At 42.2% G+C, this 16,787-nt stretch carries 22 protein-coding genes; 5 read left to right on the forward strand and 17 right to left on the reverse strand.

Going from position 1 to position 16,787, the window contains the following annotated elements; translation table 11 throughout:
• The first annotated feature begins 37 nt into the window (after positions 1-37).
• A complete protein-coding gene (locus ACO6S0_RS19320) occupies positions 38-460 on the forward strand; it encodes a TerB family tellurite resistance protein (protein WP_422349914.1) in 423 nt (140 codons plus the stop codon).
• A gap of 2 nt (positions 461-462) precedes the next feature.
• Here ACO6S0_RS19320 and fbp read toward each other — a convergent pair whose 3' ends face one another.
• Positions 463-1,464 (reverse strand): class 1 fructose-bisphosphatase, encoded by a 1,002-nt coding sequence (gene fbp, locus ACO6S0_RS19325; RefSeq protein ID WP_422349915.1) that lies wholly within the window; start codon positions 1,462-1,464, stop codon positions 463-465.
• Positions 1,465-1,577: 113 nt separating this feature from the next.
• Here fbp and ACO6S0_RS19330 point away from each other — a divergent pair, with 113 nt between their 5' ends.
• The 4 genes from ACO6S0_RS19330 (at position 1,578) to ACO6S0_RS19345 (ending at position 6,231) form a co-directional block, all read left to right on the forward strand.
• Complete coding sequence (locus ACO6S0_RS19330; protein WP_422349916.1) at positions 1,578-2,072, forward strand: GNAT family N-acetyltransferase; 495 nt, start codon at positions 1,578-1,580, stop codon at positions 2,070-2,072.
• Positions 2,073-2,089: 17 nt separating this feature from the next.
• Positions 2,090-3,337, forward strand: coding sequence for an aspartate kinase (locus ACO6S0_RS19335; RefSeq protein ID WP_422349917.1), 1,248 nt, complete (start codon positions 2,090-2,092; stop codon positions 3,335-3,337).
• Positions 3,338-3,413: 76 nt separating this feature from the next.
• On the forward strand, positions 3,414-5,219 hold the full coding sequence (locus ACO6S0_RS19340) for a GNAT family N-acyltransferase (RefSeq protein ID WP_422349918.1): 1,806 nt from the start codon (positions 3,414-3,416) through the stop codon (positions 5,217-5,219).
• A complete protein-coding gene (locus ACO6S0_RS19345) occupies positions 5,212-6,231 on the forward strand; it encodes a carboxypeptidase-like regulatory domain-containing protein (protein ID WP_422349919.1) in 1,020 nt (339 codons plus the stop codon). The genes ACO6S0_RS19340 and ACO6S0_RS19345 overlap by 8 nt, the downstream gene beginning before the upstream one ends.
• A gap of 63 nt (positions 6,232-6,294) precedes the next feature.
• Here the strand turns inward: ACO6S0_RS19345 and ACO6S0_RS19350 are convergent, their stop codons facing one another.
• From ACO6S0_RS19350 to ACO6S0_RS19425, 16 genes are all read right to left on the reverse strand, one after another.
• Positions 6,295-6,717 (reverse strand): arsenate reductase ArsC, encoded by a 423-nt coding sequence (locus ACO6S0_RS19350; protein ID WP_422349920.1) that lies wholly within the window; start codon positions 6,715-6,717, stop codon positions 6,295-6,297.
• Positions 6,718-6,817: 100 nt separating this feature from the next.
• Positions 6,818-7,309, reverse strand: a complete 492-nt coding sequence (locus ACO6S0_RS19355; protein ID WP_422349921.1) for a GNAT family N-acetyltransferase — start codon at positions 7,307-7,309, stop codon at positions 6,818-6,820.
• Positions 7,310-7,321: 12 nt separating this feature from the next.
• Positions 7,322-7,819 (reverse strand): DUF6428 family protein, encoded by a 498-nt coding sequence (locus tag ACO6S0_RS19360; protein WP_422349922.1) that lies wholly within the window; start codon positions 7,817-7,819, stop codon positions 7,322-7,324.
• Positions 7,816-8,145, reverse strand: a complete 330-nt coding sequence (locus ACO6S0_RS19365) for an ArsR/SmtB family transcription factor (RefSeq protein WP_422349923.1) — start codon at positions 8,143-8,145, stop codon at positions 7,816-7,818. Before ACO6S0_RS19365 ends, ACO6S0_RS19360 begins: the two co-directional genes overlap by 4 nt.
• A gap of 102 nt (positions 8,146-8,247) precedes the next feature.
• A complete protein-coding gene (locus ACO6S0_RS19370; protein ID WP_422349924.1) occupies positions 8,248-8,685 on the reverse strand; it encodes a DUF4870 domain-containing protein in 438 nt (145 codons plus the stop codon).
• 52 nt (positions 8,686-8,737) lie between these two features.
• Entirely contained in the window at positions 8,738-9,124 is a 387-nt protein-coding gene (locus tag ACO6S0_RS19375; RefSeq protein ID WP_422349925.1) for a VOC family protein, read from the reverse strand.
• A 1-nt stretch (position 9,125) separates the two neighbouring features.
• Complete coding sequence (locus tag ACO6S0_RS19380; RefSeq protein ID WP_422349926.1) at positions 9,126-9,581, reverse strand: DUF1801 domain-containing protein; 456 nt, start codon at positions 9,579-9,581, stop codon at positions 9,126-9,128.
• A gap of 108 nt (positions 9,582-9,689) precedes the next feature.
• Positions 9,690-10,196 (reverse strand): DUF4199 domain-containing protein, encoded by a 507-nt coding sequence (locus tag ACO6S0_RS19385; RefSeq protein ID WP_422349927.1) that lies wholly within the window; start codon positions 10,194-10,196, stop codon positions 9,690-9,692.
• A 98-nt stretch (positions 10,197-10,294) separates the two neighbouring features.
• On the reverse strand, positions 10,295-10,711 hold the full coding sequence (locus tag ACO6S0_RS19390; protein WP_422349928.1) for a response regulator transcription factor: 417 nt from the start codon (positions 10,709-10,711) through the stop codon (positions 10,295-10,297).
• 9 nt (positions 10,712-10,720) lie between these two features.
• Positions 10,721-11,653 carry a 2-hydroxyacid dehydrogenase gene (locus tag ACO6S0_RS19395; RefSeq protein ID WP_422349929.1) on the reverse strand — a complete coding sequence of 311 codons (933 nt, stop codon included), beginning with the start codon at positions 11,651-11,653 and terminating at the stop codon, positions 10,721-10,723.
• Positions 11,654-11,670: 17 nt separating this feature from the next.
• Positions 11,671-12,036, reverse strand: coding sequence for a cupin domain-containing protein (locus tag ACO6S0_RS19400; RefSeq protein WP_422349930.1), 366 nt, complete (start codon positions 12,034-12,036; stop codon positions 11,671-11,673).
• Between the two features lie 10 nt (positions 12,037-12,046).
• Positions 12,047-13,399, reverse strand: a complete 1,353-nt coding sequence (gene mgtE / locus ACO6S0_RS19405; RefSeq protein ID WP_422349931.1) for a magnesium transporter — start codon at positions 13,397-13,399, stop codon at positions 12,047-12,049.
• Complete coding sequence (rsmA, locus tag ACO6S0_RS19410; RefSeq protein WP_422349932.1) at positions 13,386-14,240, reverse strand: 16S rRNA (adenine(1518)-N(6)/adenine(1519)-N(6))-dimethyltransferase RsmA; 855 nt, start codon at positions 14,238-14,240, stop codon at positions 13,386-13,388. Before rsmA ends, mgtE begins: the two co-directional genes overlap by 14 nt.
• A gap of 36 nt (positions 14,241-14,276) precedes the next feature.
• Positions 14,277-14,585, reverse strand: a complete 309-nt coding sequence (locus tag ACO6S0_RS19415) for a gamma-glutamylcyclotransferase family protein (RefSeq protein WP_422349933.1) — start codon at positions 14,583-14,585, stop codon at positions 14,277-14,279.
• Between the two features lie 3 nt (positions 14,586-14,588).
• Complete coding sequence (locus tag ACO6S0_RS19420; RefSeq protein ID WP_420401813.1) at positions 14,589-14,906, reverse strand: DUF4286 family protein; 318 nt, start codon at positions 14,904-14,906, stop codon at positions 14,589-14,591.
• Between the two features lie 36 nt (positions 14,907-14,942).
• A complete protein-coding gene (locus ACO6S0_RS19425; protein WP_422349934.1) occupies positions 14,943-16,730 on the reverse strand; it encodes a tetratricopeptide repeat protein in 1,788 nt (595 codons plus the stop codon).
• Positions 16,731-16,787 lie beyond the last annotated feature (57 nt).

Below are 16,787 nucleotides of genomic sequence, written 5' to 3' on the forward strand. Positions count from 1 at the left end.
GGTTTAAGATTTATATTTGCCGAACAAATTTTAGGATATGCCCATTTTAGACTTATACGAGCACGGAGAACAACGAAGAAATTTGGCCCATTTTGCCACTTTGGCAAGTTTGGCTGCCGTTGATGGGGAAATAAACCCCCATGAGAAGGCATTATTGGATAAGTTTGCCTTTAAATTAGGTATTTCGGATACAGAGTATAAGGAGGTAATGAAAAAGGAGAACAAATATCCTATTGAAACCCCACATAGCGGAGAAAAAAGACTTATGCGTTTGTTCGACTTTTTTCAAATCATTTTTTCCGACCATGAAATTGATGAAGTAGAAAGAAAAATGGTTGAAAAATACGCTGTTGGCCTAGGTTTCCCATCCAAAAAATCGGAAGAGATCATTGAAAAATCCATCGCTATTTTTACTGGAAGAATAGCTTTTGAGGATTATCAGTATCTACTTAACAAGTAGGCTTAGGATTTCATAAACTCCTCGGCCGTTTCCACCATTTTTCTACTGCCGCAGAAAAACGGGACCCTTTCATGTAATTCCGTTGGCTTAATTTCCATAATTCGTTGGAAACCATCACTGGCTTTTCCATTGGCCTGCTCTGCCAAAAATGCCATGGGGTTGCATTCGTACAGCAAACGCAACTTGCCTTTGTGCGCTTTACTACTCTTGGGATACATATAAATGCCGCCTTTGATCATGTTCCGATGAAAATCGGAAACAAGTGAACCAATATATCGACTGGTATAGGGTCTATCGCCCTCCTCTTTTTGGCAATACTTGATATAATCTTTGACACCCTGCGGAAAGTGGATGTAGTTTCCCTCATTTACGGAGTAGATTTTTCCTGTTTCCGGGAACTGCATATTGGGATGCGACAGGTAAAAAGTGCCAATGGCAGGGTTTAGCGTAAAACCATTGACTCCGTGCCCTGTGGTATATACCAACATAGTGGATGTCCCATAGATGATGTATCCTGCAGCCACTTGATTTTTGCCAGGTTGAAGAAAATCCTCTAGGGTAACCGGTGTTCCAACCGGGGTTATCCTTCTATAAATGGAAAATATGGTTCCGACGGAAACATTAACATCAATATTGGAAGACCCGTCCAAGGGATCAATGAGCACCACATATTTGTTCTGATGGTTTTCATCCTGGCTATTGATGCTTATAAAATCATCTTCCTCTTCCGAAGCAATACCGCAAACAATCTCCCTGTTTTTTAAAGTCTGGATAAACTTTTCATTGGCAAGAACGTCTAATTTTTGTTGGTTTTCTCCCTGAATATTGGTATCACCGGCAGTTCCTAGAATGTCTACCAATCCGGCCTTGTTAACTTCGTGATTGACAACTTTTGCAGCTAATCTGATGGCGTTGATCAGTTTGGAAAGTTCCCCAGTGGAATACCTAAACTCTGTCTGGTTTTCGATGATGAATTCACCTAGGGTTTTGTTCTTACTGGACATATTTGCAGCACTGTTTTATTTGAGCGCAAATATCGTGCATTTTGTGAAACTATATCGTTTTCGCTACCACAAAGATTTAGAAATTTATAACTTTGAGTTTTATTTGTAACAATATGGGATTTTCAATTCGAGATGCTCGACAAGAAGATATGGTGCAAGTCTTGGAACTGATCCGAGAGTTGGCATTGTTTGAAAAAGAACCTGAAGCGGTTGAGGTAACCGTAGAGGAATTGGTAAGGGATGGATTTGGAGACAAAAAAATGTTCCATTGCTTTGTGGCGGAGAAAGCGGAAAAGGTTGTGGGTATTGCACTTATATACCCTAGATATTCAACCTGGAAAGGACCCATAGTGCATTTAGAGGATTTAATAGTGTCCAAAGAAATGCGCGGAAGTGGTCTAGGGACAGCCCTTTTGGACGAGGTGGTGAAATACGGACATCGTTTGGGCGTCAAAAGAATATCTTGGGAGGTGCTGGACTGGAACGATCCCGCCATCGCTTTTTATGAGAACAAGGGCGCCGATGTGAAAAGGGACTGGGATGTGGTCCATCTGAATGAAAATGGCATCAAAACATATGTAGAAAAACTGGAAGAATCTTCCATTTAACCATAGCTAAGTAACCAATGAGAGTATTTAAGTTTGGAGGGGCATCGGTCAAAGACGCCGAGGCGGTGAAAAATGTCGTCAAAGTTCTAAAAGAAGTTGGTCATGAAGACACCTTGGTCGTGATTTCTGCCATGGGAAAAACCACCAACGCCATGGAAAAGGTGGTAGCTGCCTATTTTAATAACAAGAGTCAAGTATCTTCCAGTATACAGGAGGTTTGGGAATATCATGAAGCCATCCTTTCAGAGCTGTTCGAAAATAAAAATCATCCAGTTTATGGGAAGGTAAAAACACTTTTTGAAGAGGTGAAAGGCTTTCTTGCCTGGAACAAGTCCCCTAAAAATGCCTTTGTTTACGATCAGGTGGTCGGTTATGGCGAATTGGTCTCTACCACAATCATTAGTGAGTACCTAAATGAAGTTGGACTGCCCAATATTTGGCAAGATGTACGCAACTTGATTAAGACGGATAATAGCTATAGGGATGCCAAGGTAAATTGGGAACGGACCCAAGAGCAGGTATCCAAACTGGACACTTCCAAGCTCTATATTACCCAAGGTTTTTTAGGTAGCGATGATAATAATTTCACTACTACCCTTGGAAGGGAAGGATCGGATTATACAGGAGCTATATTGGCCTACTGCCTCAATGCAGATTCCGTGACCATTTGGAAGGACGTGCCCGGAGTGCTGAATGCCGACCCCCGGAATTTTGATGAGACCCAACTGTTGAACGAAATCTCGTACCGAGAAGCTATAGAACTGGCATTTTATGGAGCTTCAGTAATACACCCCAAAACGCTTCAGCCGTTACAACGCAAAGAGATCCCTTTACATGTTAAATCCTTTGTCAACCCAACAAACGATGGTACCACTGTGGGCAAAGGGGTAGGGATATCTCCAAAGGTACCCTGTTTTATTGTGAAGAAGAACCAGGTACTGATCAAACTTTCCTCACTGGATTTCTCTTTCATTGTGGAGAACAATATCAGCGAAATATTCAAATTGCTCCACGACCATCGGATGAAAGTGGATTTGATCCAAAATTCAGCGATTAGTTTTTCGGTTTGTTTGGACAATAAGTTCAATGGGCTTCAACCCATGTTGGACGAGTTGAAAAGAAAGTTTAAAGTGGTTTGTCATGAAGATGTTTCCCTTTATACCATCAGACATTTTGATGATAACGCGGTGAAATCCTTGGAAAATGGACGGTCAGTTTTGGTGGAACAGCGTGGAAAAGAGACAGTTCAGCTCGTTGTAAAATAATGTTTCCCAAATGATCAGGTAAGGCCGTGCCAATATTGGTATTTTTCTATCTTTATGCTTACCTAATATTTAACTTATGGGGCTGGTTTCTGCGAAAGAGGTTGCAAAGGTCATCAATCTGGACAAATATGGCTTTTTAGGGACCTTTGTAGGATGGTTGCTGATGGTGGCCACCAAGATTACCAGCATAAATAGATTTTACAACAAGAACAAATCGTTGCAGGGAACGGAGTTTTTGGATGCTATTTTAGAGCATTACGAAATTGACTTTGAGATTCCTGAAGAAGACCTAAAGCGACTACCCAAAACTGGGCCTTATATTACCATAAGCAATCACCCACTGGGTGGAATTGATGGTGTATTGCTGTTAAAGCTAATGTTGCAACAGCGGGCAGATTTCCGCATCATTGCCAACTTTCTTTTGCACCGCATAGAGCCTTTAAAACCCTTCATCATGCCGGTGAATCCTTTTGAGAACCACAAAGATGCCAAAAGCAGCATTATGGGGTTCAAAAACGCACTTTTGCATTTGCAGGCAGGTCATCCATTGGGGATTTTTCCCGCTGGAGAAGTGTCCACTTATAAGGATGGAAAATTGGTTGTGGACAAACCCTGGGAAGAGGCGGCACTCAAATTGATTCGCAAGGCCGAGGTGCCCGTGGTTCCCATTTATTTCCATGCGCGGAACAGCCGGCTTTTTTACAAGCTGTCCAAAATAAACGACGTATTCCGTACGGCTAAATTGCCTTCGGAATTGACCTCGCAAAGCCGGCGTCCCATTAAGGTTCGGATTGGTCAGCCCATCTCTGTAAAAACACAGAACGAAGAACCCACTTTGGAATCTTTTACGGAACTGCTTAGGAAAAAGACCTATTTGTTGGCCAATGTTTTTGAGAAGGAACGACTCATAGACAAGGTGCCCACGACATTGAAGATTCCCAAACCTCCCAAGAAAATTGCAACCCAGGTTGGCGCGGAAGTACTACAGGGAGAGATAGAAAAATTACGGGAGAAGGATTGCCGTTTATTGCAAAGCAAAAACTACGAGGTGTATTTGGCCCAAGAGAAGGACATGCCATTTATTCTGAATGAAATAGGAAGACAACGGGAAATTACATTTCGGGAAGTAGGAGAGGGAACCAATAATGCCATAGATCTGGACGGCTTTGATTCGTACTATCATCATTTGTTTCTTTGGGACGATGAGGAGAAGTGTATCGTTGGGGCCTACCGAATGGGATTGGGTAAGGAAATCTTCAAAAAGTATGGGATCGATGGATTTTACCTTCAGGATTTATTCCGATTTGAGCCAGAGCTTTACGGCATGATGGAGCAATCCATCGAAATGGGAAGAGCATATATTGTAAAGGAGTATCAGCAAAAACCCATGCCCTTGTTCTTGCTATGGAAGGGAATTGTGCATACCACCTTGAGACATCCGGAACACAAATATTTGATTGGCGGAGTCAGTATTAGCAATCAATTCTCCAATTTTTCCAAATCCCTGATGATAGAATTTATGAAGTCTAACTACTGGGATCCCTATGTGGCCCAATATGTTAGACCCAAAAAGGAGTTTAAGGTTCAGTTGAAGGATGCGGACAAGGAGTTTGTGTTTGATGAAACCCAAGCGGACCTCAATAAGTTTGACAAATTGATCAGTGAGGTGGAACCGGGAAGTCTTAGGTTACCTGTATTGATCAAGAAGTACATCAAACAAAATGCAAAGGTGGTGGCCTTTAATGTGGACCCCTTATTCAACAACTCAGTGGACGGACTCATGTATATTCGAATTGCGGATTTGCCGGAAAGCACCGTGAAACCGGTAATGGAAGAGTTCCAGGCCGAATTGGAAAGGAAACTGGGCAATGGTAATGGTTAAGATAAAATTTCTACTGCCCATCCTATTTGTATTATGTTCTCTATATGGCGCAGCACAAGAAATTTCAGGAGTGGTATTGGATTCCAAGACCAAAGAACCCATCACCGGAGCTTCCGTGTATTATGATGGCAGTGCTGTTGGCACCATTACCAACTTAGAGGGCAACTTTCAGATTCCTGCCCTTTCCGGTAGCAATGCGGTCCTGGTGATCAGACATCTGGGCTATAAAACCGAAAAGTTGGTGCGGCCGCAGGGTACAGTACATCTACGTATCATTTTGACAGAAGAGGCTGAAAGCCTGGATGAAATTATTGTGACCGCTGACCCTTTTTCCCGAAAGCAGAAATTGAATGTTTTTCGGCTTGAATTTTTAGGCGATACCAAGGGAGGTAAGAATAGCAACATTGTCAATGAAGAGGATATCCGATTATTTTTTAATACCTACAACAACACCTTAACAGCCCACAGTGATCGGCCATTAATTGTTCAGAATGACTATTTGGGCTATCGGATATCCTTTGAAATTGAACAGTTCAAAATTTATTTTAAGAGCACCAGTCTTAAGCGCATTGATAACATCTTCCATACGATCTATGAGGGGTCTGCACAATTTTTTGATGTGGCCTCCAAAAACTACAGGGTGCTAAAACGGAGGAAAAATGCCTATGAGGGCTCCAGAATGCACTTTATGCGTTCCTGTTGGAAAGGGAATCTTCTTCATCAGAATTTTGAGCTACGGAAAAAGTTCAAGAACATTCCAACAACTGAAATGTTTGTGGTCAAAAACGATTCCCTGGAAGATTTTAGGAACATCCAATTTTTGGGGGAGCAGTTTGTGATTTATCACAAGAAAAAAGGATACTATCGCTCTACCTTAAATATCCAGAAACCGGAAACTGTGTTTTCCTTGGATAGATATGGAAGTTGTACCCCCTTTAAGGAATTGGTTTTTGGAGGATATATGGCAGATTCCAGAATTGGGGATATGCTACCCATTGACTACGGCCTTTAAAAACAGAAAATGGCAGAAGGGCATAACCCAACCGCCATTTAATTAAACTATTCGTATCTGAGTCTAGTTTAGTAATTCTTCCTTCACAAAATTGCTGCAGAACTCCTTTATTTCGTTCCTGGCTTTGAGGAAGGCTGCATGTTTATCCTCTGGGGTACCCTCTACCTTGGAGGGGTCAAAAAAGTTGTGGTGGATACGCTCTGCATTCGGGGCAGGGATAAAGGGGCAATTTTCCTTTGCGTGATCGCACACGGTAATGATATAGTCCCATTCGATTCCCTCATATTCGTCCACATGATTGGAAGTATGATGGGTAATATCAATGTCATCTTCCTTCATAATGGACACAGCTCCGGGATTAAGTCCATGGGTTTCGATTCCTGCACTGTATACATTTGCCAGGGAATCTTGAAAATAGTTTAGGTAACCATGTGCCATTTGACTTCGGCACGAATTTCCGGTACAAAGGACCAATACGTTTTTCATTTTCTTTGATTTGTCCCCTCGAGCGCAGTCGAGAGGCGGACAGTTTACGTTTGTTCTACCAATGCCATTTCAACTGCGCTCAATGTGACATTGGCATTAATTAATCTATTCCTATGGTTTTACTTCTTTTCTCGAATAAGAGGTTGTCTTTCCAGACACCATCTATTTTGCCTACGCGTTCCCTTTTCCCAATATATCGAAACCCCACCTTTTTATGCAAGTTGATACTCGCTTCGTTTTCTGGGAAAATTCCGGATTGGATGGTCCAATAACCCGCTGCTTCGCTAGCCGTTATGAGACTTTCCATCAATAATTGGCCCACGCCTGTTCCCCTGCTTTTTGTACTTACATACACGCTGACTTCTCCAACCCCACCATAAACACATCTACTGGATACAGGGGACAGTGCTGCCCAGCCCTGGATATTACCATCGACCTCCGCAACCAATCGGCAGTGTTCCACATGAGCATTGTCCCAAGCCTCATAGCTTGGGATTTGTTGCTCAAATGTGGCGAAACCAGTAGCTATGCCCTCCCAATAAATTTGGGAAACTTGCTCCCAGTCCGATGGTTTCATTTCGCGTATGTGCATGGGATAGGTTCTTTAACAGCAACCACTTTCAGGAGCACACCCGGCAGAGGCCTCTAGCATACCATTTTCTCCTTTTACCTCAACCCCACAGGTTTCTTTGGCCTTGCAATCTGTTTTTTCAACAGAGAGTTTCAAAGTCAATGTTTTTTGGTCCAGCGCATAATCCTCCACAAAAAGTTGGGCGGTGTGAAATGTTTCATTGCTGTATTCAATTTTGACTTCGGCATCTTTAACCATAGGTTTGATTCGGTCTACCTTGTTAAGAATGGACAAGGCTTTGTACACGGACATGTATTCCCTTTTGTCTTTTTCCTTTGGGCTTTCCCATAATTGTACAATGGTCTCCTTCCAAAAATCAGTACCTGCTCCGCAATCCACGGCATCTATGGTAATGTTTTTTACCTCGGTAATATGGTAATTGGCCCCAACCAATTTTCCTGGGGTATACTCGAACAACAAGCTTTTGTCTTGATGTTGTTTTAATAATGAAATAAATTCTGATGTATTCATATTTGACAACAGTTTTGGTTAATATTTGAAAAGAACACATTGAAGGATTGTTGCAGTTCCTCCCAGCGTTCCTGATTAATGCAATAGCAAAGGTTTTTTCCCTCAAAAGTTCCTTTGAGGAGTCCAATTTTCTTGATTTCGTTGAGGTGTTGTGAGATAGTGGGTTGGGCAAGCCCAATCACATCCACTAAATCGTTGCAGATGCAATTTTCTTGTCGGCTGACGTATTCCAAAATGGCAATTCGGGCTGGATGCGCCAACACTTTGGCGGCCTGGGCCAGTTCATTTTGCGAAACTGAAAATATGTGTGTTTTGGAAACTCCCATATGTTTTACTGAACGGCAATTATACTTTTATATTGCAATATTACGATAAAACCTTTAAACAAAAAAGCTAAGAAACTTTTTCCTAGCTTTTTGATAACCTTTTTATAATCCTTTGAACCAGTTCTGGAACAAATCTCCAACCAAAAATATGGGCTTTTGAGATCCATTTATGGCATTTATCAAACTAACAATCCAAAGCACAAAGCAAAAAAGTCCGACCAAAATACCGAGGAGGGGAATGACGGATAAAATCCCAATTAAGAAAATTCCCAAGGTCTGTCTAATATAGAATGAACCAAGTTCCGTTTTATTGCTGCTATTCATGATAATGGCAATAATCCATCCCAAGAAGGTAATGTGGGCAAGAATGGCTACGGTCTTTCCGCTTTCCGGATTGTTCGCATCAAAGGCCTCTTTGACATCTTCCTTGAATTCTTGAGCGGCTTCCTTTACATCCTCTGCAGCTTCTTTTGCTGCTTCCTTTGCGTTGTCAAAAGCTTCTTCAGCTTTATCTCCCAAATCTTTGTTTTCTTCAGACATTGTTTTAATGTGTTGGTTAATTGTGTTTTAAATGTAACAAATAAATCAATATCTATAGAAAAGCTTTATCAACAGGCTCCCAGAGTTCCAGTTTGTTGCCTTCGGGATCCATGATCCATCCAAATTTACCATAGTCGTACTCTTCTACCTCACCTACAATGGTTACCCCTTCTTCTTTTAAAACCGCTAACAACTCAACTAGATTTTCCACTCTAAAATTCATCATAAACTGCTTAGCACTAGGTTGAAAATAGGTAGTATCATCTTTAAAGGGCCCCCATTGCGTTGAGCAATCATTGCCCTCTTTGTCCCTCCACCAAAAGGTGCATCCATATTGATCTGTATTTAATCCCAAATGGGTTTTGTACCATTCCTTTATTTGATTGGGATCCTTGGTCTTAAAGAAAAAGCCCCCAATTCCTGTTACTCTGTTTTTCATATTACCTTTTTACGTTTTTTTCATACAATTGAATCCACGCTTCGGGACTCATTTTTTGACACAATTCCTTAATCAGGTCATAGGGAATGGCATCCATTTTTTTGAACCGGATACAGCTCTTTCCCATGTCCAATTTGGTCTTCACATATTTTGGATATTCCCCCACAAACCAATCCAGCAATGCTTTATCGACATAAATCCCGGAATGATAGAGCGCAACAAAGTGTTTTTGGGATGCAATATTGATAAAGGGCAATGGCAATTTTGGGTCGCAATGGTATCCACCAGGATATAGCGAATGCGGAACCACATAGCCAATCATTTTATAGCTTATACACTCCTCAAATCCCTTGGGGAGGTTGTCTCTTACAGTTTCCCTCAATTTGGATACTGCCGCTTTTCTTTCTTCGGGGAGTTTACTGATGTATTCATCCGGGGTTTTGGCATCTATGGTCATATTTTTTCAATTTAACAGTTAACAAGTATCAATCCGCTGGATTCGGTAAATTTTAGGCACCAAGCACCAAGCACCAAGCACCAAGCACCAAGCACCTCCTCTCTCATCTTATTTTTGTTGTAAGATCAGGGCGGAGATCAGCGAAATGATAAACCCTATTACAAAAACGGTCATGGCCATGAGTCCAAAAGAAAATATGGGATTTGAAAACATTTCCTTTTGCGATTCGATTGTTGCAAGTTGTACTTCAAATTCATCAGGTGGTAGTGAATCCCTCATACTTTTGACCGTGGCTTCGTAGTATTCTTCCATAAATTCAGGTTCCAACACCTCGGTGAACAAAACGTCCAATAACCCAAAGGCTAAGGCCGTGATCAAACTGATCAGCACGCCAACGGTCAAGGCTTTTTTAAAATTCACTTTTCCATGGTTCTCCTTATCCCTAAAATGCTTGATCCCAAAATAGACAAAGCCCAAGGAAATGACCATGGAAGCATATCCAATTAGTTCCTGTGCGGAAAAGGACAAATCACGCAATCCGTACCAACTGATCAAGAAGAGCAAACAAATGGTTAGTGCTCCATAAAATCCATAACGGAATACTGTTTTTTTCATAGACGTTGTTTTAATTGGTTGAGCTAAAAGTAGGTAAGGCGGCCAATAAGGTGCTCATACTAAAGTACCAAAAAGCTGATAATTGGGTAAAAATTCAACTAGGCGGCCAAAATCTTTAGATTCTTGGCATTTTGAATAGCCTGTGTTCTCCGTTTGGCATCGAGTTTTACCAAGAGGTTGGAGACATGCGTTTTGATGGTACTTTCGGAAACAAAAAGCTGGTCGGCAATTTCCTTGTTGGACAACCCTTTGGAAATACAAACCAACACTTGGTACTCCCTTTTACTTATCCCCAACTTTTCTATCTTCTCGGAATCAATTGGGTTGGAGGTCTTCCTTTCATGGTTCAAGGTCCTTTTGTTAATGTAAATTCCGATAATGAAAAAAACAACGGCCACAACGGCGATTCCAATTTCTATGGAGAGGTTTCCAGAGACGTAAGAGTACTTGCCCAACTGAAAAAGGATAAGTAAGGCAAGGATTAAGGCGGAAAAAACAAATACGGTCTTCTTCACCTATTAAATTTAGCAAAATCTCTCTTGGATTTTGTCTACAATGGTCTGTGCTAATTTTATTTTACTTTCCACGGTCCAACCGGCTACATGCGGAGTCAAGAGTACATTTTTGGCTTTACGGAGATATTTGAGGGCCTTGGGCTTTTGCGCAAACATATTCTCGAAGGATTTTTTTTCGTACTCCAAAACGTCCAATCCGGCACCCAACACTTTTCCAGATTTCAGGCCTTCCACCAAATCCTTCGTCACCACGCATTTCCCCCGGGCCGTATTGATCAGCCAAAAGGGATTGTGAAAACCTTTAATAAATTCGGAATTGACCATGCCCATGGTAAGTTCGGTCTGGGGAACATGCAGGCTTACCACATCTGATTTTTGTTGAAACTCCATGATGCCCACTTGTCTCGCATTTTCATCACCAACACCCCCAACAATGTCGTAACACATAACTTCCACATCAAAACCCTTGAGCTTTTTGGCAAAGGCCTTCCCCATATTTCCGTATCCTATGATCCCTACTGTCTTGCCTTCCAACTCCACACCACGGTTGCCTTCGCGGTCCCATTTGCCTTTCTTCACCTGCCTATTGGCCTTGTTCATCTTGTTCATCAGGGATAAGAGCATTCCAAGAGCGTGCTCGCCAACAGCATTGCGGTTACCCTCTGGGGCAGAGGCTAAAAAAACACCCTTTTGTATGGCATAAGCGGTATCAATATTTTCCAGTCCCGCCCCAACACGACCAATGAACTTTAGGTTGGTGGCCTTGTCCAAAAATTGTTGGTCTATGGTGAATCTGCTGCGGATAACAATACCATCATATAAATGGATTTTCTTTTCAACTTGTTCCTTGGTGGATTGGTAATCCTCGTCATTTTCAAAACCCAATTCGGAAAATTGCTCTAACAACAAGGGATGGTTGGTATCAAGGTGAAGAACTTTCATCAGTAGATTTTGGTTTCCTAAATTTTTGGATAAACAGTTTGGGTTTTTTCGTGTTGCACACTGCCCGTATGTGCAGTACTCAATTTTTCAAAAAGGAGTACTTGGACTTCTTCACCGTCCTTGGTTTTGGGATTGTGTTCCACTCCTTTGGGGACCACAATGATCTCCCCTTCTTTCACAATCTCGGTTCGATCCCTAAACTGCATGTACAAAGTGCCCTTTATCACTTGAAACAGTTCATCTTCATGTTCATGGGCATGCCAAACAAACTCGCCCTGCAATTTGGCCAGGAGTACCTGCATGTCGTCCACCACCGCAATTTGATGGGGGTGCCATTGCTTGGCAAACGCTGCATGTTTTTCTCTAAGATTAATGGGTTTCATAGTTTTTGACTTAGATTCCAAGAATTAGTTTGGCGATCCAAAAATAGATCAGGATGCCAAAGATATCATTGCTTGTGGTTATAAAAGGACCAGTGGCAATTGCGGGATCAATTCCGCGCTGATCCAAAAATAAGGGCGTAAAAGTTCCAATAAATCCAGCAACCATGATGACCGCTATCAATGATACAGAGATGGCCAAGGCTGTTGTGAAATCACCCTGCCAAATCCACGTAAAGATCAAAAGCAATGCAGCTAGAATAAGTCCATTCAAAAGGGCCAAGAGCATTTCTTTGACCAGTCTGTTGCTGATACTCCCTTTAAGGTCGTTGTTTGCAAGACCTTGAACGATAATGGCACTGGACTGCACCCCAACGTTTCCGGCCATGGCCGCAATGAGTGGGGTAAAAAAGAAGAGAATGGCATGTTTGGCCAGCATTTCCTCAAAACCACCCATGATTCCTGCAGCTCCCAATCCCCCAAACAATCCAAGAATCAGCCAAGGTAGACGAGCACGGGTAAGTTCCCAAATACTATCATCTGCCTCCACATCCTGCGATATACCTGCCGCCAACTGATAATCTTTGTCCGCTTCTTCCTTGATTACATCCACAATATCGTCTATGGTAATTCTACCAGCCAATCTCCCAATCTCATCCACCACGGGAATGGCCTCCAAATCGTATTTGGACATGATCTTGGCCACTTCCTCTGACTTTTCATTTACAGTAACATAATCTACTTTGGGGATATACACATCTTTGATGTGGGTTTTGGTAGAGGTGGTCAAAAGATCTTTTAGGGACAACCTGCCCTTTAGTTTTCCATCATCATCCACTACGTAAATGGAATGTACCCGGGTTACGTTTTCAGCTTGTGCCCTCATCTCCTTTACACAGGTAAGGACGTTCCAGTTTTCATTGACCTTTACCAGTTCTTTGGCCATAAGGCCGCCTGCAGAATCCTCATCATAGCGGAGTAGATCAACAATGTCCGCAGCATGCTCTTTGTCTTCAATTTCCGAGATCACATCTTGAATGATCTCCCTTGGAAGTTCCCCTACAATATCGGCGGCATCGTCCGTATCCAGTTCTTCCAGTTCCTCTGCAATTTCTTTGGCAGATAGGTTGTTCAATACCGATTCCCGGATGTCCTCGGCCATTTCGGCTAGAATGTCCGAGGTTTTTTCGCTGTCCAGTAGTTTAATCAAGTAAGTGGCCTCATCTACCTTGAGTTCCTCTGCGATCTCTGCAATATCCGCATAGTGGAACTCCTTCATCATTAACCTGAGTTCGGCATTTTTCCTGTCCGCAATCAGTTGTTTGATTTCGACAATTAGCTCGTCTGTGAGTTTAAATGGGGTCATTGGATATCTTCTGGGTTAACCCAATAAAATCAGCTACGCTAAGCTGTTCCGGGCGCTGGTCAAATATAGTGTCTTCTTTTAGATTATCAGAAAGGGCAAAGGATTTAAGACTGTTGCGAATGGTCTTTCGCCGTTGGTTGAATGCGGTCTTGACCACTTTAAAAAATAGATGTTCGTCACAGGGGAGATTTAGATTTTCCCTGCGGGTCAATCGCAGTACTCCCGAATGTACCTTGGGAGGGGGGTCAAAAACTTGAGGAGGGACACTAAACAGATATTCCGCCTTGTAAAAAGCCTGCACCAAAACAGAAAGGATACCGTAGGTTTTACTACCAGGTTTTTCGCATATGCGTTGGGCAACCTCTTTTTGGAACATTCCTGAAAACTCTGGTATTTGTTGGCGCATTTCCAACATTTTAAAAATGATCTGGCTGGAAATATTGTAAGGGAAATTGCCTGTAATGGCAAATTGCTCGTTCCCATACAATTGTTTTAGGTCGAATTTGAGGAAGTCGGCCTCCAAGATATTAAGCCGATTATTTTTCTGAAACACTTCCGGGTGCTCCAGCCGAAAGCTGTGGTTTAGATAAACAATGGATTCCTCGTCCAGGTCCATGGCCACCAATTCCAAATCGCGTTGCAACAAATACTTGGTAAGCACGCCCATTCCAGGACCTATTTCCAGGACATTGGAGTACGAACTAAGGGAGAGGGTTTGGGCAATTTTTTCTGCTATACTTTCATCTCTTAAAAAGTGCTGCCCTAAGTATTTCTTGGCCTTTACCGCACTTTCATTGTGTCCGTTCCTACGCTGCTTTGGCTTGCCATTGCCAAGTTTCATTTTATTTTTTTTGGACACGGGACGTTTTTTTGCAAGTTAGTTTGAATTTTTGACATAGAGCCAGGCTTCAATGCCCGATTCCAATACCACTTTTTCTCGTATGTATGCGCTGGTTTCATAGATATCCGACTTGGTCAAATCCAATGGGGTTACCTCATATACCATGCCTTGAACGGTGTCTTTGGGATTCCCACTTTGTATTACTAGGGGATAGCGATCATAAACCGCATTTTCCATTTTTTTAAAACCCGGTAAAAAATCGGACTTACCAGTTAGGGTGCGTCCAAAAATATATTGCTGAACCTGCAAGTCTTGTAGCGTTCCATAAGTGAAAAGGTATTCCAAGGGTTACGGAATTTGTTGACTGATGATTTCCAACTCCGTCCTAAAGGCAACAAACTTGTTCGGAAATAGTTTTTGCCCATCGGATCTAAGGCGTTCTGCATCTTCCTTATAATAAGCTTCCAGTGTTTTTCGATCCTTTGTGGTGTATTGAACGGAATATGTGACACCGCCCATTTCTTCTTCCACCAAGACTTTGGCCATCTTGGCATGGGAAAACTTTCCTGTTGCCAACATGTCCGGAACGTGTTTGTCCCGCATCCAGGTCAGCCATTCATCATGTACGGTTTCATCTATATTGATGGTTACGTTGTAAATCAGCATAATCCAACTTTTGATTGGCCCAAAAGTAGGGAAGAATCAATTAATGGCATCGCCCCGCAAACGCCTAAATTGCTTTCTGGCCTTGGGAAAGTAATAACTGTCCTGATGGTTGTAAATAATTTTCTCGTACTGAGCCATGGCTTTCTCAGGTTCGTCCAATACAGTTCTATAGAGCTCCCCAAGGGCGAAAAGGGCATCGTCTGCCAAAATATCGTGGGCGTAGAATTCTGCTATTTTCTGGTAATTGAACTCGGCATCCTTATATCTTTTTTGACCCTCCAAAAGCTGTCCCTGCTTTAGCAGTGCCTCATCCTCGATTTTTTCACCTTTGTGGTTCTGTAAAATATCTTCCAAGGCTTCAATGGCCTGGATATTCTTATTTTGATAAGCCAGCAGATCGGCCCTGGCAAACTTTTTAAGCGCTGTTTGGGTGGAATCTTCCAAGGAATTATCGGAAATCAACAAGCTCAATTGCATGGCGTCATTGGCAATGAGCTGAGAGGTGGAACCCCTTAGCACCTTAAGTTGGGTAAGTGCCCAATCAAAGTCTCCTTTATAAAAACTGGTCTGTGCTACCTTAAAGCGTGCATCTTGACCCAGCACATCATTTTTTAATCGCTTTTGTACTTGGGTAAAGTAAATCAAGGCCTGGTTAAATTGTTGATTATACACCAAAATATCCCCTAGGGCCATTTTTACGTAGGCCGTACCCCTGTTGCTCAAAGGAAGCTCCAAGCTCTCTTTTAGCATGCCAATGGCTGGGGCTGGCTGTTCCCTTTTGAAGGTCAGGAAATTGGCATAAGCAATTTGAAGCTGCAAGGTTTGGCTTTGGTTTCCATACTCGAGCACCAAGGCTTCAAACTTTTTTTCCACCACATTCAAGGTGTTTTTGTCAGGCGTTTCCAAATCAATATCGATTAGGTGCAATTGCGCATTGAGCTTGGAAACAGGATTGCCACTATGGTCCACGATGTATTCAAAAATCTTGCTGGCATTGGAAAAATCCTTGTCTTCCAGAGCAATCTGACCTAGATTTTCCAACCGATCCAAGGAAACTTCGTCCGTCCGCTTGTAAATCGCCTTCTCCTGACTGAATGCACTACTGTACTGTTTTTGTTGGATGAAAAGCCAGCTGAGCAACTCGTTCCATAAGATATCAGGATTCTTCTGGGCGTTTTTTAAGAGTACCTTTCTAAGGAGTACATTGTTCTCGTTGGAAGGGTCTTCCGAAATAAAATCGTCTATGTTACGCAAAATATTGGAGCGGGAAGTACGGCCTTCCTTGATGAGATTCAGGTAGCTCTGGTACATTTTTTCCACCTGTCCCTGTTCCCCATAAATCCGGGCCAATTGAAAATCATAGTTCAATTCGGGTTTAAGTACCATGGCCTTTTGATACGCTTGGATGGCTTCGTCCAACAAGGCATACTTTTGAAAACGGTACCCCACACTATACCCAAAATTGGGATTTTCCTCTATTTTCTGGATGGCCCTTTGATAATACTCAGTAGCCTTATCAGCTTGGTTTTGCAGGGTGTAGTTATATCCCAATTCTATAAAGAAAGTGGGAAAGGCATAGGCATCCTCAACTTTTTTCAGTAAAAACTGCTCTGCGTCAGCATAGCGTTCCAATTGTTGGTAACAGGCCACCAAACCTTCGGAATAGTCCGTGCGCCTAGGATTTTTTTTCACCAATTTTTCATAAAACACCAAGGCTTTGTCGTAATCCCCATCATTGAAATATTGCTTGGCCAAAAAGTCCTCTTGGCCATAGGAGGAAATACTAATGGTAAGACACGCTATAAGAAATAAAAAGTATCGCAATAGCTCGTTTTATTTCAAATATAACGTAGAAAAACCCCAATTCCTGTTAAGTGAATC

It is taken from the genome of Flagellimonas sp. (assembly GCF_965233845.1).
Taxonomy (GTDB): Bacteria; Bacteroidota; Bacteroidia; order Flavobacteriales; family Flavobacteriaceae; genus Flagellimonas.